The sequence below is a fragment of the Vreelandella mediterranea genome (assembly GCF_970647075.1).
On sequence record NZ_OZ310198.1, the window covers coordinates 810826 to 828583 of the forward strand.

At 55.0% G+C, this 17758-nt stretch carries 14 protein-coding genes; 10 read left to right on the forward strand and 4 right to left on the reverse strand.

Annotated features, from left to right (window positions below; genetic code table 11):
- The first annotated feature begins 3 nt into the window (after positions 1-3).
- The 7 genes from ACWFVE_RS03815 to ACWFVE_RS03845 all read left to right on the forward strand — a co-directional run bounded on the left by ACWFVE_RS03815 (position 4) and on the right by ACWFVE_RS03845 (position 7919).
- On the forward strand, positions 4-1284 hold the full coding sequence (locus tag ACWFVE_RS03815; protein WP_447527964.1) for a TRAP transporter large permease: 1281 nt from the start codon (positions 4-6) through the stop codon (positions 1282-1284).
- Between the two features lie 21 nt (positions 1285-1305).
- Entirely contained in the window at positions 1306-2442 is a 1137-nt protein-coding gene (locus ACWFVE_RS03820; RefSeq protein ID WP_447527965.1) for a mandelate racemase/muconate lactonizing enzyme family protein, read from the forward strand.
- Between the two features lie 322 nt (positions 2443-2764).
- Positions 2765-4366 carry an ABC transporter substrate-binding protein gene (locus tag ACWFVE_RS03825; RefSeq protein WP_447527966.1) on the forward strand — a complete coding sequence of 534 codons (1602 nt, stop codon included), beginning with the start codon at positions 2765-2767 and terminating at the stop codon, positions 4364-4366.
- 33 nt (positions 4367-4399) lie between these two features.
- Positions 4400-5416: an ABC transporter permease gene (locus tag ACWFVE_RS03830; RefSeq protein WP_447527967.1), complete on the forward strand. Its 1017-nt coding sequence runs from the start codon at positions 4400-4402 to the stop codon at positions 5414-5416.
- Positions 5416-6324 carry an ABC transporter permease gene (locus tag ACWFVE_RS03835; protein ID WP_447527968.1) on the forward strand — a complete coding sequence of 303 codons (909 nt, stop codon included), beginning with the start codon at positions 5416-5418 and terminating at the stop codon, positions 6322-6324. The genes ACWFVE_RS03830 and ACWFVE_RS03835 overlap by 1 nt, the downstream gene beginning before the upstream one ends.
- 3 nt (positions 6325-6327) lie before the next feature.
- Positions 6328-7179: an ABC transporter ATP-binding protein gene (locus ACWFVE_RS03840; protein WP_447527969.1), complete on the forward strand. Its 852-nt coding sequence runs from the start codon at positions 6328-6330 to the stop codon at positions 7177-7179.
- A complete protein-coding gene (locus ACWFVE_RS03845; RefSeq protein WP_447527970.1) occupies positions 7176-7919 on the forward strand; it encodes an ABC transporter ATP-binding protein in 744 nt (247 codons plus the stop codon). Before ACWFVE_RS03840 ends, ACWFVE_RS03845 begins: the two co-directional genes overlap by 4 nt.
- A 68-nt stretch (positions 7920-7987) precedes the next feature.
- On the opposite strand, the gene ACWFVE_RS03850 is transcribed toward ACWFVE_RS03845, so the two are convergent.
- The 4 genes from ACWFVE_RS03850 to ACWFVE_RS03865 all read right to left on the reverse strand — a co-directional run bounded on the left by ACWFVE_RS03850 (position 7988) and on the right by ACWFVE_RS03865 (position 13642).
- Positions 7988-9109 (reverse strand): dienelactone hydrolase family protein, encoded by a 1122-nt coding sequence (locus tag ACWFVE_RS03850; protein WP_447527971.1) that lies wholly within the window; start codon positions 9107-9109, stop codon positions 7988-7990.
- Entirely contained in the window at positions 9106-10011 is a 906-nt protein-coding gene (locus tag ACWFVE_RS03855; RefSeq protein ID WP_447527972.1) for an alpha/beta hydrolase, read from the reverse strand. The genes ACWFVE_RS03850 and ACWFVE_RS03855 overlap by 4 nt, the downstream gene beginning before the upstream one ends.
- Before the next feature lie 200 nt (positions 10012-10211).
- Positions 10212-12443 carry a right-handed parallel beta-helix repeat-containing protein gene (locus ACWFVE_RS03860; protein ID WP_447527973.1) on the reverse strand — a complete coding sequence of 744 codons (2232 nt, stop codon included), beginning with the start codon at positions 12441-12443 and terminating at the stop codon, positions 10212-10214.
- Positions 12444-12604: 161 nt separating this feature from the next.
- Positions 12605-13642 (reverse strand): lactonase family protein, encoded by a 1038-nt coding sequence (locus ACWFVE_RS03865; RefSeq protein ID WP_447527974.1) that lies wholly within the window; start codon positions 13640-13642, stop codon positions 12605-12607.
- A gap of 195 nt (positions 13643-13837) precedes the next feature.
- Between ACWFVE_RS03865 and ACWFVE_RS03870 the strand changes: the two genes are divergently transcribed.
- From ACWFVE_RS03870 to ACWFVE_RS03880, 3 genes are all read left to right on the forward strand, one after another.
- On the forward strand, positions 13838-14992 hold the full coding sequence (locus ACWFVE_RS03870; RefSeq protein ID WP_447527975.1) for a mandelate racemase family protein: 1155 nt from the start codon (positions 13838-13840) through the stop codon (positions 14990-14992).
- 104 nt (positions 14993-15096) lie between these two features.
- Positions 15097-16887, forward strand: a complete 1791-nt coding sequence (locus ACWFVE_RS03875; protein WP_447527976.1) for a sodium:solute symporter family transporter — start codon at positions 15097-15099, stop codon at positions 16885-16887.
- 139 nt (positions 16888-17026) lie between these two features.
- Positions 17027-17746, forward strand: a complete 720-nt coding sequence (locus ACWFVE_RS03880) for an oligogalacturonate-specific porin KdgM family protein (RefSeq protein WP_447527977.1) — start codon at positions 17027-17029, stop codon at positions 17744-17746.
- The last annotated feature ends 12 nt before the right edge of the window (positions 17747-17758 follow it).

The following is a 17758-nucleotide window of genomic DNA, read 5'->3' on the forward strand; positions in this document are numbered from 1 at the left end:
GCCATGGGGCTTGTCATACTGTTTGGACTCTTTTTTCTAGGCCTGATTGCCGGCGCGCCGGTGGCCTTTGCCGTCGGTTTGGCGGCGGTTGCCACGTTTCTCTATGAAGGGTTGCCCCTGTTCGTGGCCTTTCAACGGATTCTCTCCGGTATCTCGGTCTTTTCGCTTCTGGCGATCCCTTTTTTCATCTTCGCGGGCGAGCTGATGCTCCACGGCGGTATCTCGACCCGGCTGGTACGCCTGGCATCCGCCATGGTGGGGCGAGTGCGCGGCGGGCTGGGGATGGTCAATATCAGCTCCTCCATGCTGTTTGGGGGTATTTCCGGCTCCGCCGTGGCCGATACCTCGGCGCTGGGCTCCATTCTCATCCCGGTCATGAAAGAAAAGGGTTATGACGCCGACTACGCGGTCAATGTCACGGTGACCTCGTCCGTGGCGGGGGTGGTGATCCCGCCCAGCCATAACATGATCTTGTACGCGGTGGCCGCCGGCGGCGGCATATCGGTCACTCAGCTGTTCATTGCAGGCATCGTGCCAGGCATTCTGATGTGTCTGAGCCTGGCGGTGGCCGCTTATGTCGTGGCCGTGAAGCGTGGCTACAAGGGGGAGGCCTTCCCGGGCTGGCAGGCACTTTTACTTAGCCTTGTGGCCTCGCTACCCGGCTTGATGACCGCTGTCATCATCGTGGGCGGGGTGCTGTCCGGTATCTTGACCGTCACCGAGTCCGGCGCTTTCGGTGCGATCTACGCCATTATCGTGACCGGGCTCGTTTACCGCGAGCTCACTTGGGCCTCCTTCAAGGCAGCGGTGATTCAGTCGGTCAAGACCACCTCACTGGTAATGATCCTGGTGGGCTGCGCTTCGGCGTTTTCGTACTTGCTCGCGCTTTATAACGTGCCCGAAATGCTGACCACGGGGCTGATGGCCGTCTCCGACCGGCCGCTGGTCATCTTCTTGATGCTCAACATCATCTTGCTGTTACTAGGCATGATCATGGATATGGCGGCGTTGATCTTGATTTGTACGCCGATCTTCCTGCCAGTGGCTATGCAGTTTGGCATGGACCCGATCCAGTTCGGCATCATCTTGATGATGAACTTGGGGCTTGGCCTGTGTACGCCGCCGGTCGGGGCGTGTCTGTTCGTGGGCTGTGTCATTGGCAAGATCAAGATCGAGCACGCGGTACGCACCATTTGGCCGTTCTTCCTGGCGCTTTTCGTGGCGCTGATGTTGGTCACCTATATCCCGGCGGTTTCACTCACGCTACCCGGGCTATTTAGATAACTCCATCACAGGAAAATCGCGATGAAAGTTGAAGCAGTCAACACCTATATTCTGGATCATAAGTTAGAAACCGCGTTTGAGAGCGCCTCGATGTCGTTCAAACGCCGTCAGCACTGTTTGATCGAGGTGGTGTGCGACGATGGCACGACGGGCTGGGGCGAGTGCCTGGGCCCGGCAAAAGCGAACGCGGCTGTCGTTCAAACCTACGCACAGTGGCTGATAGGCGAAAATCCGCTCGAGACTGAAAAGATCTGGCTTGCACTCTATAACCGCCTGCGTGACCAGGGCCAGCGCGGGCTGACCATGACGGCGCTTAGCGGTATCGATATTGCGCTCTGGGATATCAAGGGCAAGCACTTTGACGTATCCATCTCAACGCTGCTCGGAGGACGTTTTCGTGAAAGCGTTCGTGCCTACGCGACTGGATCATTCAGCCGCGAGGGGGTGGATCGCGTAAGCGACGTAGCGGCTGAAGTCGCACGCTATCGCCAGGAAGGCTTTCACGCCGTCAAGATCAAGATAGGGTTCGATGTCGAAGAAGATCTCGAAGTCATCCAGGCAGTGCGTGAAGCGATCGGACCCGATCTACGGCTCATGATCGATGCCAACCATGGTTACGACTATCTAGAGGCAGTAGAAGTAGGGCGCCGCGCCGCAGCGTTTAATATTGACTGGTTCGAAGAGCCAGTATTACCTGAACAAATCAATACATATGAAGCGGTGAGAGCCAACCAGCCTATCCCGGTGGCCAGCGGAGAGAATTGGCACGGCCGCTACGCCATGCAGGAGCCGCTCGCACGTCGCGCTATCGATATTATCCAGCCAGACATCTGCGGCGTGGGTGGTTTCAGCGAGATGCGTCGTGTGGCGGATATGGCCGCGCTACACGGCGTGCGTCTGGTGCCACATGTATGGGGAACGGCTGTGTGTTTGGCGGCGAGCCTTCAGTTCATGGCCGCATTGCCCCCTAACCCGCCCAGACGGGTACCGGTTGAACCCATTATGGAGTTCGACCGTACCGAAAACCCATTTCGCCAAGCGGTCGTCAAGACACCGCTTGAGCATCATCAGGGTATGGTAACCATTCCCGAGGGGCCGGGCCTCGGAATTGAAATCAATCGTGAAGCACTGGTGACCTACGCGCTGAAGGAGGCGTAAACGGTATTCATAGCGGCTTAACTAAAGCCTGACTATCCCTTAGAAGGCAGTAAGAAAGCCATTAGATACGTTGGTATCTGATGGCTTTCGCATTTATGGGCATACTGTTTTATATAGACCAATGGAGGAGTGCAGCGGCCAACAATACCCATTAGTGTCTTTAAACATACTATGTATGACTATTAATCGTTCGATTGCCGCGTCAACCAAAAAACGCGCAATAGCTTGTTGGAGAAGTTTGCATACTTGAAAACTGATGCTTAGACAATCGATACGCTAGCCAATAATTACAAATATAACCTGATAATTAATGGAGGAAGGCATGAGCATCCTTATAAGGTACCTGACAGGAGCGATGATGCTTTTGCTGAGCGTAGTAACACACGCCAATACGCCAAGCGACCAGCTCATCATTGCGTTGAAAATGAGCAACATTCTTTCATTGGACCCGGCCGCTGCTACGGGCAACGATATCGCGTTCGTTAACGCCAACCTGTACGACACGCTCATAGAGCTAGATCCCGAAGACCCCACCCTTATCCAGCCCGCCATCGCTAGCGAATGGGAAGTCGGCGATGACGACATGGCGATCACCTTTACGCTACGCGACGACATAAGCTTTCACTCGGGGAATACACTGACCGCAGAAGACGTGGTGTGGAGCTTCGAGCGGGTTCTGGACCTCAACCTGGCGCTAGCCACGACATGGAAAGCACTGGGCTTCACGCAGGACAATATTTCAGAGCTGATTTCCGTCGTCGACGACCATCAGATCGAAGTGGCCTTTCCTCGCCAGCTCGATCCCAAACTGGTGATGTACACTCTCGCGACCAGCCCGAGCGCTTTCATCATTGACCGAGAGCTTGCTTTGGAACACGAGCAGAACGGTGATCTGGGCAACCAGTGGTTGACCACGAACGCGGCGGGAAGTGGAGCATTCGTACTGGATCAGTGGATACCTCAGGATCGGATCGTCATGACGAGTAATGAGCGCTACTGGGGGCAAGTGTCAGGGATGCAGCGCGTGGTCATGCGTAATCTGAAAGAGTCCCAGACCATGCGGCTGATGATCGAGCGCGGTGATATCGATGTCGCCATCGGAATGTCGGTACCTGATATACGCTCGCTGGAAAATGTCGACGGTGTAGCGATTCAGACGACTCAGCGGGGCACGCTCTACTACGTGGCGACCAGCATGCAAAACGAGATTCTGGCCAATGAAAAGGTCAGAAGGGCCATTCGAGGCACAATCAATTATCAGGGGATCAACGATAGTATCATGCCCTATTACGGCATTTTCCATCAGCGACCAGTGAAGCTGGGGCTACCCGCCACGTTGCCCGAACCCGACTACGGACTTTCCACCGAACAAGCCAAGGAACTGCTTGCCGAGGCGGGCTATGAAAACGGCTTCAATACTACGATCCGGGCGCTCAACGAGTCTCCTTTCATCAACGTCGCCATCAATCTGCAAAACAGCCTCGAGCGTATAGGCATCAATGCGGAAATTCTCAGCGGTAGCGGTAATCAGGTTTACGGCGCCATGCGCGATCGTAGCTTCGACATCATCGTAGGCCGCGGCGGTGGCGGCTTCGCCCCGCACCCGGATTCTAATCTAAGGCCATTGCTTCTCAATCCCGATAACTCGGATGCCGCAAGACTGACCAACTTTCAGGGCTGGCGTACGGGCTATCAGAACCAGCGTATCAACGAACTGATCACTCAAGCCGTTTCCGAGGCCGATGACGAGGCGCAGAACTCACTATATGAAGAGGTTCAATCGATCTATGAAGAGGATGTCGGTGCGCTGTTTCCCTTCTCGCAAATGATCAACACGGTCGTCGTCAGGGGAGAAGTGGAGGGCTACCTCGATGACCCCGCTGCCATGACTCGGTTGAGAAGCGTCACTAAGCGAGCCGATTGATTCAACCGCCATCGATATACGGAGCTGACAACAATGACAAGATCACATTATTTAGGTGTCGTCAGAAAAGTGGGTGTGATTCTGATCACGCTGCTGGGCCTGCTCACCATGACGTTCATCATTGGCAGGTTGATGCCCATCGACCCCGTGCTGGCCGTGGTCGGCCCCGATGCGGATTCGTCGACCTATGAGCAGGTCTTCCGCGAAATGGGGTTGGACCGTCCTATCTGGGTCCAGTATCAGTATTACCTCCAGGATATGTTCTCGGGGGATTTTGGCCGCGCTATTCTTACGGGTTATCCGGTCATCAGCGACATTCTGCGCGTTTTGCCAGCCACGATCGAGCTGGCCTCGGTCGCTATTCTTTTCGGTGTTGGCCTCGGTGTGCCGCTGGGGGTGTACGCCGCCACGCATAGAGGCCGCTTGGGAGATCACCTCACCCGGCTGATTACGCTTTTTGGTTATTCGACCCCGGTTTTCTGGGTCGGCATGGTGGGGCTGATCATTTTCTATGCTTGGCTGAACTGGGCCGGTGCCGCCGGCAGAATCGGCTTCGCCTTTGATGGCATGTTCACCCAGTACACCGGGTTCTACCTGATCGATACGCTGCTGTCGGGAAATGGGGAGGCCTTCGTCAGCGCCGTTCGCCATATTGCTCTACCGGCGCTGATTCTCGGGCTCAACTCGGTCTCTTTCATCGGCCGAATGACCCGCAGTTTCATGTTAGAACAGCTGTCTCAGGAGTACATCAAGACCGCCCGCGTCAAGGGCTTGTCGGAGCGCAGTGTCATCTGGAAACACGCCTTCAAGAACATTCGAGTCCAACTGCTCACGATCGTGGCACTAGCCTATGGGGGGCTACTGGAAGGAGCCGTGCTTATCGAAACGGTCTTTGCCTGGCCGGGTTTTGGGCAGTATCTGACAGACAGCCTGTTGATGGGCGACATGAATGCCGTCATGGCCTCCGTGCTGTTCATCGGTCTTGTCTTCGTGTTCTTGAACGTGTTGTCCGACGTCCTTTACAAGCTCTTCGATCCGAGGACCCGATAATGAAAAATATCCAGACCTTGAAGAATTCACCTTTCCCGGCAAGAGAGAAGGCCGCTCCCGGACAGTCGAAGGGCGCCCTGTTTTTCAAATCGTTGAAAAAGCTCTGCAAGAACCCGCTAAGTGCGTCCGGCGTAGTGATTGTGGGCTTACTGTTGGTGCTGGCCATCGTCGCCCCCTTGATCGCTACGCACGACCCACTCGCCCAGGACCTTTCCCGCGTGCTGTCGGCGCCTTCCTGGGCCCACTTGTTCGGTACGGACGAATATGGGCGAGATATTTTCAGCCGCATCGTGTACGGCTCTCGGGTCACGCTCTATATCATCTTTCTCGTGACGATCATCGTCGGCCCGATCGGTCTAATGATCGGCACCATGTCAGGTTACTTCGGTGGCTGGGTCGATAGCACGTTCATGCGCATCACGGATATTTTTATCTCGTTTCCCAGTCTGGTGCTGGCGTTGGCCTTCGTGGCCGCGCTCGGCCCTGGCCTCGATCATGCCGTGATTGCCATCGCGTTGACCGCCTGGCCCCCCGTTGCTCGGCTGGCACGGGCGGAGACGCTGACGTTCAGAAACGCCGACTACGTCGTGGCCGCGCAGCTTCAGGGCGCGTCTTCCTTTCGTATCCTGTTTCATTACATCTCGGTGATGTGCCTGCCTTCGCTGATCGTTCGCCTTACCATGAACATGGCGACCGTCATTTTGACCGCCGCGGCGCTCGGGTTTCTAGGGCTGGGGGCGCAGCCGCCGCTGCCCGAGTGGGGTGCGATGATTTCGACAGGGCGTAGCTACATGCTCGAAAGCTGGTGGCTCGTTGCCTTTCCTGGTGCGGCCATCATGCTCGTAAGCCTGGCGTTCAACCTGCTAGGCGATGGCCTGCGTGATCTCTTAGACCCCCGGACCGAGTGAGGTATGAGCATGGATGTATTAACGATCGAAAACCTGAACGTTACCTTCCGCACCGATGAGGGCATCAAGCAGGCGGTTCGGGATGTATCTTTTACACTCACCAACGAGAAACTGGCGATAGTGGGGGAGTCCGGTTCGGGAAAATCCACCGTGGGTAAAGCGATCCTGCGCTTGAACCCGCCTTCTACGCTGGTAACCGCCGACTTGCTCCGGTTTGGGGAAACCGACCTTCTCGCCTGTAACGAAAAAGCCATCCGCGCTATCCGCGGGCAGCATATTTCGATGATCATGCAGGATCCCAAATTTTCGCTGAACCCGGTGATGACCGTCGGCGAGCAGATAGCCGAGGCGCTCAGCGTGCACCGCCATATCAGCAGGCGTAAAGCCAAGCAGGCGGCGCTCGAGATGTTGCAGGAAGTGAGCATTGCGGATCCTGAGCACGTCTATAGCCAGTATCCGCATGAGATATCCGGAGGCATGGGGCAGCGCATCATGATTGCCATGATGGTCATCCCCGAGCCCGATATCATTATCGCCGATGAGCCGACGTCCGCACTTGATGTGTCGGTTCAGCAGGATGTGCTCGATATACTCACCCGGCTAATCGAGAAGAAGAATATCAGCCTGATCTTTATTAGCCATGATCTTAACCTGGTGAAGAAATTCTGTGATCGCGTGCTGGTCATGTACGGTGGCCGCATCGTGGAGTCCATCAGGGCGGACGAGCTTTCCAACGCATCGCATCCCTATACGCGCGGACTGATGGAGTCGCTGCCCAGTCTCAGGCACCGCCGTGACATCTTGCCGGTAATGACGCGCGACCAGAATTGGCTTACTCAGGATTACACGACATGATTGCCATCGAGTCACTTTCATTCGACATGCCGGGTGCCAGCAAGTCCAAGCGCATCTTGAACGACATCAATATTCATGTGGCCAAAGGGGAGTGCTTTGGCTTGGTTGGCGAGTCGGGCTCTGGCAAGACGAGCATTCTGAAGTGCCTGGCGGGCCAGTTCAAAGGCTGGGACGGGACCATCGCCGTTCAGGGAAAATCAATTGCGGATACGTCGCTCAAGGAGCGCAGCAATACCATGCAGATGGTATTTCAGGACCCCTATGGCGCATTGCATCCACGGCATACCATTCGCAAGATACTCAATGAGCCTCTGGCCATCAAAGGCCTGCCTGACAAGGCCGAGCGCATCCACAAGGCGCTCAAGGACGTCGGGCTCGATGAGTCGTTTCTGCCCCGTTACCCCCACCAGCTCTCGGGCGGCCAGCGGCAGCGGGTGGCCATCGCTCGAGCCATCATCCTGGACCCGGATATCATTTTGCTCGATGAACCGACCTCAGCGCTGGATGTGTCGGTTCAGGCCGAGATACTCAATTTGCTGGCAAGCCTGCACCAACGCCGCCAGTTGACTTATCTGATGGTATCTCACGATCTTGGCGTCATCGCGCATCTTTGCGAGCGCGTCGCCGTCATGAAGGCCGGGGAAGTCGTCGAAGTGGTAACAAGAGAAGATCTAGTTGAGGGAAACGCTACCCACGCCTATACACAATCGCTTTTGCAGCATGCGTTTAGCCGTGAGTAGGGGGGCTGAACTCCCTTTAAAGGCGGGGTTGCTTCCCGCCTTTCATCCCTGCCGCGTTGATTCGGCTCCTATCTCACTTGCTCGTCCAGCCAATCGAAAGCAGCATCCTGCATATCGCCTGTAAAGGTATGCGCTTTGCCTTCCCAGAGCCGGGTAGTCAGAGAGGTATCCGATCCATAGGCATCCCACACCGTCTGCATTTTGGTCATCGCCGCCTGTACGCCGCTGGCCGGGAATAGCGGATCCTCTTCACCAACGTAAACCAGCATGGGGTTGGGTGCTGCCAGGGCCGCTACATCAGGAAAGTCAACCAGACTGAGAAGCCCCGGGTGAAGCATGGTAAACGCTGACTGGCCGCGCAATTGATTATTGCCCGGTACCATCAGGGTCTTGCTTTCCGCCATCCAGCCGTTGGCTACGCTTGCGCTGATAAATGGTGAAAGTGCTGCCACTTGCCAGGCTCTGAACGCCCCCATGGAAAAACCAACTGCCGTCACCTTCTCCGGGTCGGTTTCCGGCAGGCTGGCGAGAAACTCCGATGCCCGTATATCCTCAAGCGCCATCAGCCCTGCCATGGATGACCCCAGGTTAAAGAGGTTGGCAGCCAGCGCCTGCTGCGCTTCGTAGCCGTTGCCTTGCCTGTCCCCCCAGCCAAGTGCATTGGTAGCCAGTACGACATAGCCGCGTTGTGCCAGTTCATCGCCGGGAAATCGACCCGAAAAGTACTTATCCGACCACTCGGTAGCCGAGGCCAGCCGGTCGGTGTCGTACCAGGGGCTGATCCATTTCTCCTTGCCAATATCGAAGCGTGAACCATGGTCATGCAGCATCAGCGCCGAAGGAAACGGGCCTTCGCCCTCGGGGATCAACAGCAGCGCCGTTACACGGCTTTCATCGGTGATGTTGAAGGCAATACGCTGAGCGGTATAAGTGCCACGGTCGACTGCGTCAATGACCTCCGCTTGGTAGGGGCGCGTGGCATCATAGGGGAGGATCAGCGAACTCACCTGCGCAAGCACCCGCTCGCGCCAGGCGGCTGGATCGCCACCGTCATAAGCCAATGGAAACGTCATACGATCTTTTAATGCTTCAAAGAAATTCGGCAGATTATCTTCTGTTACGCCTCTATTTTCTATTGCGTCAGCTTGGCTGGCGGCAAGCAGTAGTGTCGCTAACAGTACTCTTTTCATTGCTCTTCCCCCGACATGACGCCTACCTGCATCATCCACTGGGCTAACAGGCCAGCCCAGCCGGCCACCGGCTTGTTCTGGGCACCCGCGATGCCAAAGCCGTGTCCACCGTCACGGAAAATGTGCAGTTCGGCCTTCACTCCCGTTGCGTGAAGCGCGCTGTAAAACGCCACGGCGTTTGCAGGCGGCACGGAAGGATCGTCGTCGGCCAGTACCAGAAACGTTTCAGGTGCATCGGCGTCAACGTACTCTTCAGGGGAAGAGTCGCGCTTTTGTTGCAGCGTAGGGCTATCGCCCAGAAGGGCAGCGCGTGAGCCTACGTGAACGCCTTCATCCTGCATGGTGATGACCGGGTAAACCAGCGCGACAAAATCTGGCCGTGCCGAGATAGCCTGCTCGTCGCTATCGACCTGATAAGTTTGTCTTGCGTATGCCGTGGCAAGTGAGGCTCCAAGGTGTCCCGCCGCTGAAAATCCCAGAAAGCCGATCCGGCCAGGATCCAGACCCCACTCCTCGGCGCGTCCGCGTACCAGGCGCATCGCTCGCTGTGCATCCGCTAGCGGCGCATCAGCGCGGTTGTCATGTCCTTCGCCAGGCAGGCGATAGCTCAAAAGAAAGCTGGTAACCCCTAGCGGTGCCAGCGCCTTGGCAATTTCAATACCCTCCTTGTCCAATACTACCCGCCGATAAGAGCCGCCCGGGGCGATAATGATGGAAGTACCATTGGGATGCTCCGGGACCCATGCGGTGATACTGGGGTCGACAATGCCGGTAAGCGCGCGATCTGTGCGGAACAGGTTGCTCGAGCGCTCTTTCACCACGGGGGCCAGGTCGTTTGGCGTGCCTTCAGGGCGCTCGTCCCACAGAGGCAGCACCGCTTCATGCTGTAGTGTCTCGGCCATGAAAGCTCCAGTATTCATCAAGTCGTACAGGGTTAGCGCGGAGCTCGACGGATGTCATTATTGTTAGCTTGTGCATCGTTAACGACTCGTATTGTCAGTTATGTGGAAGTTGTCCAAGCACGCTGCCCTCCAATATCCAGTGCATAAAAAAGAGTGCTTGAGGCTACATATCACCTCAAGCACTCAGCCCCCAACCTTGCTTACTCGAATACCAGTTTTTGCAGAGCCAGTGCCTGGTCCCGACGCTCGCTTTCTGTGCTGGCTGGCTGTTGAAGAAGCGCCCTAATAGCACTCAGTGTTTCTTCGTCGTAGGGCGACGAGACGGGCGTTGTGTCTTCGTCCTGGATGAACCAGTTATCATCACTGATATCACCATGAACACTGTCCAAATAATCGCTTTCGCTCTCCAGGTGAAGCGATACGTTGCCAGTGAGCATGGCGGATTCCATCTGATCGCCATAAGGGCTCTGACGGACAATGAAGTTGAAACGCTTGTTGTCGATGGCCACGTTATTGATGATCGACAAAGCGCCCGAGTTGAAGTTGTCGGTGAAGCCATCCATGCCGTTGTTGAACGAAAGGTTGCCCTTCACCGTGTGGGCAACGGGAAGGCCTTCACCGCCCAGCTTGAAACCATTACCCAGGTTGCCGCCAGTCGGCTCTGTGTCAAAGGTCTGACCGTTGTTGAACGCAATGGAGTTGGTAATGCTTACGGCGCCGTTGGGGCCATCTTCTACCTTGTTGAACAGGTCCCAACCATCGTCGATATTGTGGTGTGAGAGGCTGTGGTCGAATGAGTTGCCTTCGCCGATACGCATCTTGGCCGCAAAGCCGTCGGCGTTGATGCCGGATGCGTCCTCGTTGTTGTAGCTTTCGCTATAGCGCACCGTGTTGTGACTGGCCCACAGGGGGCGGCCCACGTTATCCGGCGAGGTGATTTGAAAGCCTGTATCCGGCGCGCTGTGGGTAACGATATGCTCGAATACGTTGTGGCTGCCGTGCACGACCAAGCGCTCACCGGCAACTTCCAAGTGATCCAGCTGCCAGTAGTAGGCGTTGTGCGACACCATGCCGGTAAAGCGTACCTCGGCATCTTCTCCGGAAAGGCGTTTCAACGCATCCGGCGCCCCGCTGGCGCTCAGCGGAATTTCAATTGCACCATATTCGCCGCTGGCCAGATGGACGGTGCCGCCCGGTGCGACCAGAGCGATTGCCGATTCCAGATCCAGCGGGTTCTCCAGGTCGCCTGGCTGCCCTGCACGCCCATCCGGCGATGCGTGAAGATTATAGGGGTCTGCGACACTCATTGGTTCAAGCGTCAGCGTCGTGTGCTGGGCCTGAGTTTCCGGCCCTTCCGAAGGCGTGAAGGTAACGTCCAGCTCGGTGCGCTCGCTAACTTCGAGCGGAAAACGAAACAAATGGCCGGCTTCTACCTCCTGCGCCTCACCAAGTGTCTCGCCATCCCGGGTTATACTGAAAGTACCTGCGTAGTTGGCCAGTGTCTGCAGCGTATAGTCGGGCGTAGTTACCACATCGGGTGAGGCGAGTGACCAGACGAGCGGCATTTCGGGCGCCTGATAGGCTTCGTCTTGCCGAGTATCGGCATCGGAAAGCTCGATGGAGATATCGGAAACGCTGAGCCGGGCGTTGCGCGCGGCAAAAAAGCCTACGTACTGATGCTCCGGTTCCTGCACCTCGACCAGGTTGGCGGGTGCTTCGCTCAGCTCATGGCGGTAGGTCTCATCGCCGTCTTCTACAGTGACGCTGAAATGCTCATCACTGCGAGAAAGACTCATCCGGTAGGTGTGGTCAGCGCCGTGAGCAATACCTTCTCGGTAATCTTTTTGGCTCAGCAGGTTACCCGGATTCCCCCAAGGGTCCTGGATGCCTTCACGGTATACCGCCGTTGCGTTGGCTAGCCCGTCGTTTTCGCGGGTGTGCGAGCGCAGTAGGTTCATGACCATATTGGAGGCAGCGGGAAACTCTTCATGACCAACAGGCTGGGGATTGGCACGCGGGGCGCCCATCACGTCACGTACGATAATACCAGCGCCTTCCTGGCGGTTGGGTGTCGCGCCGGTTTCCGGCCCAAGCTGCTCTAGTGTAAGCGTGGCCGTGAGCACGAAGTTCTTGTCGGTCGGCAGGGTGGTGTAATAGAAGGTGCCGCCTTCATGAGAGTTAGCGAGCTTTCCGCCCCGGCTCTCGATCGTCACGTGCTCGAGCAGGGAGCCCGAGGTAACTGGTTCACCGTCGTGAGTTACCTCATTGGTGCCCGCTTTTTCAGGCAGAATCGTGGAGCCGAAATTCAGATCCGTTGACTGGCCAAAGGTAATGCTCTGCCAGATGAGTTCGGAGGTGTCATCAGCTTGTACCAGTGAAATGCCCATAGCGGGCGTCATGACGGTCAAGGCGAGCGTAGCTATCTTTCTCATGAATCAACCTTATAGTCTTTGTGATTATTCTTGAACGACTGGCCGAGCCCCGGGCTAGGGCAGTGACCATGTTAATGCGTTTAAAGATAATACATAGTATGTTTTTTGCTAAAAATTAGCTAAAAGTATGACAGTGTTAATTGAAGGCATAGATTGAGCCTTTAACGTATTTCGATCCAGTCCGGGCTCTGACCCACTGATAGGCGATCGATTAACTGTAGATAGCCGGTTTCCTTGTCTATTCGATAGCTCGCAATATGATGAGAGAATTGCCCGGCAGCTACGAGATAGTGACCACAGGCGGTAATCGCAAAGCCGCGGGGGCGATTTTCTGTGTCGAAATGCTTTTCAAAGAGGATTGCACCATCTGGTTGCACTTTAAATAAGTGTAGTGTCGAGGTGGCTTTTTCAGAGGCATAAAGAAAACGACCATCAGGCGCTATATGGATGTCTGCTGCCTGAAACACCTCTTGTTGATCCGGCAAGTAGGCCGTTTGCATATGACTTAGGCCTTTCGCGTCATAGCGGATGACGTTAACGGCCCCATTACGCTCGCCAATGATATAAGCAATAGGCCGGGTAGGGTGATAGGTGATATGTCTTGGCCCTGTGCCTTCTGAAATCTTAAGTTCATCAACTAGCCGAACTGAAAACGACGTATCGCCACTAGGGGGCTGCGCTTCCCATTGCCACTGATATATAACGTCTTTACCAAGGCCCGTTGCTAGCACGGTATTGTCATCTGGCGCCATGCAGAGCATATGCGCATTCATGATTTCCTGGATCTGGTGCGCTTGAGCCGCTATACATTGATCCTGCTGTATGTCAAAAACGCTGACGTGATGATCGATAAACGAGGCGCTTAGTAGGTGCGTGTCCTCAGTGGTTGTCTGGATATAGGCTAGGTTGGTATCAATCGGCGTATTGCTCAAATGCTGCAAGCCACCTTGTGGATCAATCGTGAAACTGGCGATAAAAAATGGTTCACCGCGGGAAACGGCATAAAGCGTATTTCGCGTGCGCGACAGGGCAAGTGGCATGGCGCCACCCGGTTTTGTAAGTCCTGGCAGGCGCAGGTGTGTCACGTATTCAAGCGCTCCATTTGCAAGCGATAGACTGGCAGTATAGAGCTCTCCACTTAGCGCGCAGCCTACATATAGCAATTGCTTTTCATCGGTCTTCGGGGCTTTCAAGTCCACGTTGGCTGTCCTGTATTTAGCTTGAAACAATACTCTTATAATCATTATTCCTGCTGATCAACCGTCTTGGTAACTTCATACCATTGTCTATATTGTTGCCAGCAATGCGTTTCTCTAGTATTAAACATATTATGTATGACCTTAAGGGGTCATGCCAAATTTAAAAATACGCGACATACGAGGGGCCAAGGTACGATGAAAATTGAATCCATATCCGTAGACGTTATCCGCTATGAAACCAAGGTGGGACGTGACAGCGCAGGCCATGCTCATGCCGGTAAACCCAGTGATGCCTACATTGCCATGCTTTCTGTCGCCGCCGAAGACGGCGCCACGGGCTACGCTTTCGCACCTCAGGAATTGATCCGCCCTTACATCGTTGAAAACTACTTCAAAAAGGCAGCCATCGGTAAGCCTGTGCATGCGCGGGAACTTATCTGGCAGGACCTTTGGTTACGTCAGCGGGGCAGTGGAGCGCAGCTCACCGACCGTGCCATGGCGGTTCTCGATCAGGCGATTTGGGATCTGGCCGGCCGTCAGTTGAACGTGCCTGTCTACCAACTGCTGGGCGGCGCACGTAACAAGGTGAAAGCCTATGCCAGCACCATGTGCGGTGACGAAACAAAAGGTGGTCTCTCCACGCCCGAGGAGTACGCCCAGTTTGCAGAAGACCTGGTCGCGCGCGGCTATCAAGGCATCAAGCTGCATACCTGGATGCCGCCGGTAAGCTTCGCACCCAGTGTCGAGATGGACATTCGCGCCTGCGAGGCCGTTCGCGAAGCGGTAGGCCCTAATATCGCGCTGATGCTGGACGGCTACCACTGGTACAACCGCCTCGATGCCCTGAAGATCGGCCGCGCGCTTTCGCGTCTGGACTTCGCCTGGTTCGAAGAGCCGATGCCCGAAGATTCCATGGAGTCCTACCGCTGGCTGACCCAACAAGTGGATGTACCGGTTATCGGCCCGGAAACCATTGGCGGCAAACATCAAAGCCGTGCCAGTTGGGTTCAGCACAATGCCTGCGACATCCTGCGCGCTGGTGTAGCCAACGGCGGGGGTATCACACCTTGCATCAAGACGGCACACCTGGCCGAAGCGTTCGGTATGGACTGCGAAATTCACGGTAACGGTGCGCCAAACTTGGCAGTCGTGGGCGCGATTACCAATTGTCAGTGGTACGAGCGCGGCCTGCTGCACCCACATATGGATTACGACGAAGCGCCTGCTTACTTGAATGCCATTGTCGATGAAATGGATGCACAAGGCTTCGTTCATCTGCCGGATCGCCCGGGTTTGGGTGAAAGCATCAATTTTGATTACATCAAGAACAATACTTCAGAGAGCTATTGATTTAGCTATCGGATGGGGTTAGTTCACCGCGTATATACAAAACGCCAGCTTTAACACTATTCGGCAATGCCGATATTCCAATAATAAAGTAATAAGGGGTTCTTATGAGCGTCGATGTCTGGGTAATATTGATTTATCTTGTCTTTCTGGTGGTCATTGGTTGGGTCTTTAAAAACTTTAACGCCAATACCAGTGACTATTTTCGCGGCGGCGGTAACATGCTGTGGTGGCTGGTCGGCTCAACCGCTTTCATGACGCAATTCTCGGCGTGGACCTTTACGGGGGCAGCTTCCCAGGCCTACGTGAGCGGCTTTGCGATCATCTTTTTGTTCATGGCCAACGCCGCTGGCTATTTTCTGAACTACGTGTATTTTGCACCGAGATTCAGGCAGTTGCGCGTGGTTACTGCTGCTGAAGCCTTAAAGATGCGCTTCGGTAAGCCCAGCGAGCAGACCTTCATCTGGTTCAGTATGTTCGATGGCTTGGTATCGGCAGCAACATGGTTAAGCGCGCTCGCCATCATTACCTCGGCGGTGTTCAACGTACCGCTTGAAACCGTTATCTTACTGGCAGGTATCGCGGTGGTTGCGATGTCGGTAACGGGTGGTGCGTGGGCGGTCGTAGCTTCTGACTACGTTCAGATGCTCATCATCATGTCGGTAACCTTCGTCTGCTTCTTCGTTGCCTGGGGCAATACCGACAGCATCGGCACTATCATCTCAAGCTACGATGGCGAGTTTCTGACCGGTAGCGGCTATGGCTATGCTTGGCTGTTCGGCTTCTGGGTGTTCATGCTGATCATCAAGCAGATCTTCATGATGAATAACACGCTCAACGGCTATCGTTACATGTGTGCCAAGAACAGTAAGAACGCCCGCTACGGCGCGCTGTTCACGCTTTGTTTAGCCTTGCTCGGCCCGATCATCTGGTTCTTTCCGGCTTGGTTCATGCACGCCTATAGTCCCGATTTCGCCAATAATTTCGGTGCGCTGGGTGCTAGCGCCAATGAGGCGGTATTCGTCGCATTCGTCAGCGAGTACATGCCTGCAGGCATGCTCGGTCTTTTGATGGCCGCCATGTTTGCCGCCAGCATGTCCTCCATGGATTCTGGCCTCAATCGTAATGCCGGCTTTTTCGTGCGTAACTTCTATCTCTCCATCATCAAGCCCCACGCCACCGAGAAGGAAATGCTGCGCGTATCGCGAATTGTCACGCTCTGTTTTGGCGCCATCATTATCGGTATCAGCCTGTTCATCAACTCGCTCAAGAGCATGAGCCTGTTTGAAATCCTGCTGACAGCTAGCGCCTTAATCACGTTTCCAATCACCATTCCGGCCATGCTTGGCTTGATCGTTCGCAAGACACCCGACTGGTCAGGCTGGGGAACGCTCGCGGTGGGCTGCATGGTCTCCTACGCTGTCGGCGCCTGGTTGAGCCCTGAACTGGTGACCAGTGTCATGGGCATGGATATCAGCCCGCGCGAATGGTCCGATTTCCGTGTCGCCTTCGCCATCGGTGCCCACGCGGTGATTACGGGTGGTTTCTTTCTGCTCAGCAGCCTGTTCTACAAAGCAGAAGCGCACTCGCCCGAGCGTGCGGCCGAGCGCCAAGAGATGTGGCAGCGCTGGGAGACACCGGTAGAGAGTAATGATGCAGACCCGGCCGCGGACGCCGTGGACTATGGGCAGAAAATCATCCTGGGCCGGCTGATCCTGATTGGCAGTGTCATGGTTATGGGGCTGTCGTTGCTGCCCAACTCAACCGATGGGCGTCTCATCATGCTGCTGTGCGGGGCGTTGCTGCTGATCCCTGCCGTTCTGATGCTGATATCTGCTCGCTCAAGCAAGCGGGCAATGAAAGAAGCCGAGCTGCAGGTGAACGTTGCTTATAAATAACCACCAATGAAGGGCATCCTGATTCAATAATCGACGATGCCCTTCAAAGGTAATACATCATAAATGACATAGGAGGAATGATTCAGTAACGCCAGACATGTACGTGACAACAAAAAAATCTTTAATCAAGGTGAATTACATGAAAAACAAAACGTTAATAACCACGCTTGCCGCACTATCCACACTGCTGTGCAGCGACGTTTATGCCAGTTCCACGACCATTTCAACCAAGTACGAACAGACCTTTAGAGATAACCAGGATTACAAGGTCAAGTTTGGTGTTGGTCACGTTTTTGATAACGATATCGGGATTGCCTTCGAGCATCAGCGCCGCTGGCGCGATGAAGTCAGTGGCAGGCCGGAACTCGCGGAAAACCTGTTCGGCCTCGGCTATACCTACACGCTGGATGAAGCTAAGCGCTGGTCGATTCAGCCAAAAATCGAGTACAAATTCAATCCAGGTTCGGAAACCATGCGGCCTATGGTTCGGCTCAATTACCGGCTTAGTGATGATTGGCGAGTGGGTGCCCGCTATCGCTACGAATATCAGACATTCAGCGAAGGCAACGGGCCGCGTTCACGGGTCAACCGCGTCGATGGGTACATCGGTTACGCATTGACCGATCAGATCGGCTTGGCGTGGAATACCAGCTACGCTTATGTACTCGGTGATAACGGTAGTATGTATACCGGCAATAGAGATCGCTGGGAGCATGAGCTCGGCGCGGCTTACCGAATCAATACAGCCAATACACTGGCGCTGACATATAAGCGTAAGGATGAAACCCGCGATAGCGCTACTTACAACGCTGGCAAAAACAATGATGCGGTTCAGTTAACTTACAGCTATAGATTTTAAAGCTCTTTCTTG

Excerpts from the sequence above, each read along its gene's own strand:
- ACWFVE_RS03815 (WP_447527964.1), top strand. The coding sequence starts at position 4 with ATGGGGCTTGTCATACTGTTTGGACTCTTTTTTCTAGGCCTGATTGCC.
- ACWFVE_RS03855 (WP_447527972.1), bottom strand. The coding sequence starts at position 10,011 with ATGGCCGAGACACTACAGCATGAAGCGGTGCTGCCTCTGTGGGACGAG.
- ACWFVE_RS03875 (WP_447527976.1), top strand. The coding sequence starts at position 15,097 with ATGAGCGTCGATGTCTGGGTAATATTGATTTATCTTGTCTTTCTGGTG.
- ACWFVE_RS03825 (WP_447527966.1), top strand. The coding sequence starts at position 2,765 with ATGAGCATCCTTATAAGGTACCTGACAGGAGCGATGATGCTTTTGCTG.
- ACWFVE_RS03845 (WP_447527970.1), top strand. The coding sequence starts at position 7,176 with ATGATTGCCATCGAGTCACTTTCATTCGACATGCCGGGTGCCAGCAAG.
- ACWFVE_RS03850 (WP_447527971.1), bottom strand. The coding sequence starts at position 9,109 with ATGAAAAGAGTACTGTTAGCGACACTACTGCTTGCCGCCAGCCAAGCT.
- ACWFVE_RS03860 (WP_447527973.1), bottom strand. The coding sequence starts at position 12,443 with ATGAGAAAGATAGCTACGCTCGCCTTGACCGTCATGACGCCCGCTATG.
- ACWFVE_RS03830 (WP_447527967.1), top strand. The coding sequence starts at position 4,400 with ATGACAAGATCACATTATTTAGGTGTCGTCAGAAAAGTGGGTGTGATT.
- ACWFVE_RS03835 (WP_447527968.1), top strand. The coding sequence starts at position 5,416 with ATGAAAAATATCCAGACCTTGAAGAATTCACCTTTCCCGGCAAGAGAG.
- ACWFVE_RS03840 (WP_447527969.1), top strand. The coding sequence starts at position 6,328 with ATGAGCATGGATGTATTAACGATCGAAAACCTGAACGTTACCTTCCGC.
- ACWFVE_RS03870 (WP_447527975.1), top strand. The coding sequence starts at position 13,838 with ATGAAAATTGAATCCATATCCGTAGACGTTATCCGCTATGAAACCAAG.
- ACWFVE_RS03820 (WP_447527965.1), top strand. The coding sequence starts at position 1,306 with ATGAAAGTTGAAGCAGTCAACACCTATATTCTGGATCATAAGTTAGAA.
- ACWFVE_RS03880 (WP_447527977.1), top strand. The coding sequence starts at position 17,027 with ATGAAAAACAAAACGTTAATAACCACGCTTGCCGCACTATCCACACTG.